General features: G+C 62.7%; 8 protein-coding genes and 1 pseudogene. 5 read left to right on the top strand and 4 right to left on the bottom strand.

Annotation, left to right across the window (positions count from 1 at the left end; genetic code table 11):
• The 5 genes from EN932_RS27500 to EN932_RS27480 all read left to right on the top strand — a co-directional run.
• A partial coding sequence (locus tag EN932_RS27500) for a cbb3-type cytochrome c oxidase subunit I (RefSeq protein WP_206618966.1) occupies nucleotides 1–1,169 on the top strand: 1,169 nt, incomplete at its 5' end.
• Nucleotides 1,166–1,771, top strand: coding sequence for a cytochrome c oxidase subunit 3 (locus EN932_RS27495; RefSeq protein WP_013525139.1), 606 nt, complete (start codon nucleotides 1,166–1,168; stop codon nucleotides 1,769–1,771). The genes EN932_RS27500 and EN932_RS27495, both read left to right, overlap by 4 nt.
• Nucleotide 1,772: 1 nt before the next feature.
• Nucleotides 1,773–2,114, top strand: a complete 342-nt coding sequence (locus EN932_RS27490) for a hypothetical protein (protein ID WP_127367250.1) — start codon at nucleotides 1,773–1,775, stop codon at nucleotides 2,112–2,114.
• Nucleotides 2,111–2,989, top strand: a complete 879-nt coding sequence (locus EN932_RS27485) for a cytochrome c oxidase assembly protein (protein WP_024504617.1) — start codon at nucleotides 2,111–2,113, stop codon at nucleotides 2,987–2,989. The genes EN932_RS27490 and EN932_RS27485 overlap by 4 nt, the downstream gene beginning before the upstream one ends.
• Nucleotides 2,970–3,386, top strand: coding sequence for a c-type cytochrome (locus EN932_RS27480; protein WP_063170780.1), 417 nt, complete (start codon nucleotides 2,970–2,972; stop codon nucleotides 3,384–3,386). The genes EN932_RS27485 and EN932_RS27480 overlap by 20 nt, the downstream gene beginning before the upstream one ends.
• A 71-nt stretch (nucleotides 3,387–3,457) precedes the next feature.
• Here EN932_RS27480 and EN932_RS27475 read toward each other — a convergent pair whose 3' ends face one another.
• From EN932_RS27475 to EN932_RS27460, 4 genes and pseudogenes are all read right to left on the bottom strand, one after another.
• Nucleotides 3,458–4,237, bottom strand: a complete 780-nt coding sequence (locus EN932_RS27475) for a hypothetical protein (protein ID WP_245461863.1) — start codon at nucleotides 4,235–4,237, stop codon at nucleotides 3,458–3,460.
• A 56-nt stretch (nucleotides 4,238–4,293) separates the two neighbouring features.
• Nucleotides 4,294–4,686 (bottom strand): phage holin family protein, encoded by a 393-nt coding sequence (locus EN932_RS27470; protein ID WP_013525134.1) that lies wholly within the window; start codon nucleotides 4,684–4,686, stop codon nucleotides 4,294–4,296.
• Nucleotides 4,683–5,291 (bottom strand): DUF1206 domain-containing protein, encoded by a 609-nt coding sequence (locus EN932_RS27465; RefSeq protein ID WP_127371052.1) that lies wholly within the window; start codon nucleotides 5,289–5,291, stop codon nucleotides 4,683–4,685. The genes EN932_RS27470 and EN932_RS27465 overlap by 4 nt, the downstream gene beginning before the upstream one ends.
• A 272-nt stretch (nucleotides 5,292–5,563) precedes the next feature.
• A pseudogene (locus tag EN932_RS27460) lies at nucleotides 5,564–5,776 on the bottom strand (catalase); the annotation flags it as partial.

Here is a 5,776-nt window from a genome sequence, read left to right as displayed (position 1 = left end):
TCTTCAACCCGGCCGAAGGTGGGGATGCTCTGCTGTTCCAACACCTCTTCTGGTTCTTCGGCCATCCGGAAGTTTACATCATCTTCCTGCCGGCGACGGGCATGGTGTCCTCGATCATTCCTGTTTTCGCCAGGCGACCGACATTCGGTCATCTCGGGCTGGTCCTGTCGCTGATCGCGGTCGGCTTCCTTTCGTTCGGGCTTTGGGTCCATCACATGTTCGCCACCGGCCTGCCAAAGCTTGGCGCCAGCTTCTTCACCGCATCCAGCATGATGATCGCCATCCCGAACGGCGTACAGATCTTCTGCTGGCTGGCAACATTATGGGACGGCAGACCGGTGATCCGAACTCCGTTGCTGTTCGTCTTCGGCTTCTTCTTCATCTTCGTCATCGGCGGGCTGACCGGCGTGATGCTCGCCTCGGTGCCACTGGATCTTCAGGTCCACGACACCTATTTCGTCGTCGCGCATTTCCACTACGTGCTGATCGGCGGCTCGGTGTTCCCGCTGCTTGGCGCGGCTTATTTCTGGTTCCCGAAGGTCACCGGCCGCATGATGAGCGAACGCCTCGGGCGGTGGCATTTCTGGCTGGCCTTCATCGGGTTCAATGCAGCCTTTTTCCCGATGCATCTGGTCGGCCTGTGGGGCATGCCACGACGTGTCTACACCTATCCGGCCGAGCTTGGCTGGGGCAACATCAACCTTTTCATCTCGGCTGGGGCGTTACTCTTCTTCCTGAGCTTTGTCCTGTTCACCTTCAACCTTGTGCATGGCGCGTTGAAAGGCACCTCGGCCGGCAACAATCCGTGGGACGCAGGAACCTTGGAGTGGGCAACATCCTCGCCGCCGCCGAGCTATAATTTCGCACGCATTCCCATCGTCACTCATATCGAGCCGCTCTGGGCCGAGCGCGAGGCGCTCCCTGTAGCGACCGGGCTCCGCGTCGACGCGCGCGAACTCCTCATCTCGACCGTGGCCGAAGCTCATCCCGACATTCGCGAGAAATCGGCCGCCCCTTCGATCTGGCCGCTTTTAGCGGCGCTGGCCGTCGGCGGCACGTTTCTCTATTCAATCTTCACGCCCTGGGCGATCGTCTGGGGCGCCGCGCCAATCGCCATCACGTTGATCGGATGGTTCTGGCCCAAGGGCGATCCGGAGGACGAGGAATGAAGCAGCGCGCCGCCGCCGATCTTTCTGGCCTGCCCACCTTCGGGCACGGTCCGCGCAGCCCGACCTGGTGGGGCACGCTGGGTTTCATGGCGCTGGAAGGCACGGGCTTCGCGCTGGCGGCCGGCGCTTATCTCTACCTTGCGCAGTCATGGCCAGACTGGCCGCTCAGCGCACCGCGCCCGAACCATTGGCCCGGAACGATCGTCACCATTTTGTTCATCGTCAGCCTAGTGCCTAACCACATCCTCCACCGCTATGCCAAGCAATGTTCGATGGTGCCGGTGCGGATCGGGCTGATGGTCATGTCGCTGCTCGGCATCGCTCCGCTCGTCGTGCGCTGGTTCGAATTCCCGGCCCTCAACATCTATTGGGACACCAATGCCTATGGATCGATGCTCTGGGTGCTGCTCGGGCTGCACACCACCCATCTCATCACCGATGTCGGCGACACCATCGTGCTGACTGTGCTGATGTTCACGCGCCACGGCTATAGCGGCCGTCGCTTCGGCGATGTCGGCGACAATGTCTTCTACTGGGACTTCGTGGTCCTGACCTGGATTCCGATCTATCTGCTCATCTACTGGGTGCCGAGGCTAGGCTGAGATGCGTGCATTACGCCTGGGAACGTCTTGGGGTGGTCTTCTGTCAGGGCCGCTGGCGTGGGCGGTCTCGACACAGCTGAATTATGCGCTGGTGCCCTGGCAATGCAATCGCCAGGTGCCGGTCGTGCTTCCCGTGGCGCTGCTGCTCGTCTTGTTGTCGCTGCTCGGCGGGGCGCTGTCGTGGCGGGCGAAGCGGCGAGGCGGTGCCGCATTCAAGCCGGAGCGTACGCGCGCCACAGAGCGCTTCGTCGCCAATCTCGGCATGCTGTCGGCGTTGCTGTTTGCGCTTGTGATCCTCATGCAAGGCAGCGCAGCGCTGATCCTGGATGAGTGCGTGCGATGAATCTGGACGGGCTGTTCTCTACTTCCATCTGCTACGGCGCCGGCGCACCCGAGGCCGGGTGGACGCTCGCGCTGCCCATCACCCTGCCACTTGCCGTGCTTGCCCTGATATATGTCGTTGGAGCTGGCCGGCTTTGGCGGCGCAGCAGCCGCGGCAGGACTCTGCGGCTGCGCCAGGCTCTGCTGTTCACGGCCGGATGGGGCGTGTTGACGGCCGCGTTGGTCAGCCCGATTCATGCACTCGGTGAGCAGATCTTTGCGGCGCATATGATCGAGCATGAACTGCTGATGGCCGTGGCGGCGCCGCTGCTGGTCTCCGCCAGCCCGGCTGCGGCCTTGATGTGGGGATTTCCCGCCGGGGTCCGGCGCATTCTTGGAATGGCCGGGCACGGCAGATGGCTGAATGCGGTTTGGTCTTTCGTAACTCGACCGCTCAGCGCGACCATTGCCCACGGCCTGGCCATATGGATCTGGCACCTTCCGGCGTTGTTCGAGGCCGCGCTCGAACGCGGCGTGATGCACTATGCACAGCACGCGAGCTTCTTCGGAACAGGGCTGCTGTTCTGGTGGGTACTCTTGCCGCGTCCCGGCCGCCAGCATGCCTATGGGACCGCAGTGATGCATCTTTTCGTCACCTCGCTGCACACTGGCCTGCTTGGCGTGCTCCTGCTGCTCTCGCCGCGGCTCTGGTACCCGCAGAACGCGGTGGGTGCGGCACTATGGAATTTGAGCCCCCTGGAAGACCAGCAACTTGCCGGGCTGGTGATGTGGGTTCCCGCTGGACTGATCTATGGCGGCGCAGCGCTGCTGCTGGCCGCGCTGTGGATCAAGGCGAGCGGAAGGGGGGAGGCTGCGCATGCCTACGAGCTTGTCTAAGCTGCTTGCCGGCGCCAGCGTCGCGCTGGTGCTGCTCGTTGCGGGCGTGGCCGGAATGACCTGGTGGTCCGATCAGGCGGCGCGCATCCGCCACGAGGCGGAGGCGGCCACGGGAGGTGACATTGCGCGCGCCATGCCGATCATGACTGCGAATGGTTGTTCCGGCTGCCATACGATTTCGGGCGTGCCGGGCGCGCAAGGGCAGGTCGGTCCACGCCTCGACGCCAGTCTTGCTGACCGCACCTTTATCGGCGGCGGGCTGGCCAACAATCCAGAGAACCTGATCCGCTGGATACGATCTGCCAGGGAAATCAATCCGCGCACGGCCATGCCATCGACCCGAATTTCGGAGCAGCAGGCGCGCGATATCGCGGCCTACCTCTACGCTCTGAAATGATTGAGCGGTTCACCGTTTGACGGACAACGCCGACCCTTCTGAAGAGACCGATTATCGTTGATCCATTCAAGCTAGGTTTGACGCTGAGATGGATCGGAAATCCGTTCACGCACGGCATGCTCGGTCTTGTCTGCTGTGGACTTCACGATCTCGCCGAGCTGATCGGCGATCGTGTCTGCTTCCATATGTTGCCGGCCAGCTTCCTGCTTGATGGTTCCATAGGCTTCGGCGGCGACCTGCTTGGCCTCGTCGAGACCCCTGTCGAGCATGGTTTCGGCGGTATCGCGAAGCTTGTCGCCATAGGCGCCTAGCTGCTCATCCTCCGTTGCGGTATGGGGCAGCATTGCACCTATGGCGGCGCCGATGGCGAGACCCGCGGCCGCTATGGCCAAGGGCTGGTTCTCCAACAGATCTTGCGCGGAGCGGGTGGCTTTCGCCGCCATGTCGCCGGTCACCGATCTTGCAGTGGCCGTGCTGCCCGTCAAACCCTCCGCGGCGCTGCTTGCCGCGCTGGAAACGGTATCGCCGACGCTGGTGGCAGCTGATGACAGAGATGCGGCGGCATCGGAAAGCGTGCTGCCCAGGCCTCCACGTTCCCGTTCATCATGTCGTCCCGGCGCCGAGGGCATTGAGTAGCCAGCCGAACCGCGGGCGGTGTCTGCGATACCACTGCCGAACATCAGCCAAGCCAGACCCGCTCCCACCATGGTGACCGGCAAAGGATTGTCTCGGACCTGCGTTCTGAGGTTGGCGAGCATGGCCGAACTCTCCCCTCCCGAGAACAGCCCGGTGAACTCATCCAGCAATTGTCCCGGCGTCATCCTGCCTCGAATGGATTCGGCGGTCTCCATCACCCGGGCACGGGCTGCCTCGGCCTCGCGTTCAAGTTCGGCTGCGGATTTCTCAGTCATCTCACCTGTTCCTTGATCACGCTCGCGTCGCGCTTGAGCTGTTCCTGGGTGCGGTCGGGGGTAAGTTCCGAAGGCGCCATGCTGGCCGTCCCGGTCCGCAGCAGGATAATGCCGAGGGCCGCCACGACCACGCCGACCAGCAGGGAAGACCACCCCGCGCCAAGTCCTGCCCGCGTCAGTGCAATAACGAGTGCCTGCAGCAACACCATTAGCGCGGCGAGCAGGCAGATCGCGCCGCCCAGCACTTCCGCGGCACCTGCTCCGGCTTTGGCAAGCTTTTCAGAAAGCTCGGCCCGAAACAGCCTGGCCTCGGTTTGCACCAAAGTGGTGACATTCTGGGCCAAGTCGGTGATCAGCCCGGCAAGGCTTGGGTTGTCCTGGGTGTTCATCTGTCCTGCTCCGTGCTCTGCATGGCCCCATCATCGCCGACGACGCCAGAATCCTGCGACCGATCAGCGGACCAACCCTGTGCCTGATCGGTGTGGGATTTGAGGTCTCCCGGCGCATCCTGAAATTCTGGACCCGCCGGCGGCGAGGCCTTGATGAACCGCCCGAGAGCCAATCCGGCCAATACCGATCCGGCAAGCAGGACACCGGGATTTTGCCGGCCAAAGGACTGCACGTCCTCCAGGACCTGGCCGAACGGCTTCTGTTTCAATGACGATGAAAGCCGCTCCAAGCCACCGGCAGCATCCAATGCGAACTTCGATGCGTTCCTTTCATCGTTGTTGGCCAGGTGATCACTGGCCGCGCGCAGTGCGCCGCCCAGCGCCGCCAGGCTCGATCCGATGTCGCGCTGCGCTTCCTGCGCCTTGTCGGAGATGACCTCCCTGGCTTCAGATGCATAGTCGCCAGCCTTGCGGGTGACCGTGTCACGCGCGTCGTGAAGCAACTCGCTGGCACGCTCATTTTCCTGGCGAAGCCTTTCGGAAACGTCGCTTTTCGCCTTGTCGAAATCGGTGGGCTGTCCGCCCTGATCGTTTTCATGCTGCATGGGGCCACCTAGTGAAGACCGAGGAAGGAGAGGACCGCCAGCACGACAACGATAACGCCGATAAGATAGATGACACTGTTCATGTGCACGTCCTCCGTGGCTGTCCAACTTCGCGGAGCCGGCGATGTTCCCTAGGTGAAGCATTTATGTCGAAGCGGAAATGGAGAGCTTCGTCAGGCACGCACCAGTCACCAATGGGTGCGCCCTACTCCGCAGGAGCCGCTAGCAGGAGACAGCCGAGTGCCGGCTGCCTCCGGCATTGCTATCTTTGCCTATTCGGCTGCCCGCCTGTCGATCATCTGCTCGCTCTGGGCGCCGGAACTTGGCCGAGGCGGCGACAGGATGGGCTCCTCGCCCATTGGCGAACCGGCGACCAGGGAGAACTCGCCCTTGCCGTCCATCGACGGTCCTTCGCTCCAACGTCCCTGCGCTGGTTCGACACCTTCGACGAAGCAATTGATGAAGGCATAGGATACGTCCTGATG

Source organism: Mesorhizobium sp. M7A.F.Ca.US.002.01.1.1, from assembly GCF_004022955.1.
GTDB classification, from domain to species: domain Bacteria; phylum Pseudomonadota; class Alphaproteobacteria; order Rhizobiales; family Rhizobiaceae; genus Mesorhizobium; species Mesorhizobium ciceri.
The sequence above is the reverse complement of the archived record's forward strand: the minus strand, read 5'-3'. Positions and strand labels throughout refer to the sequence as shown.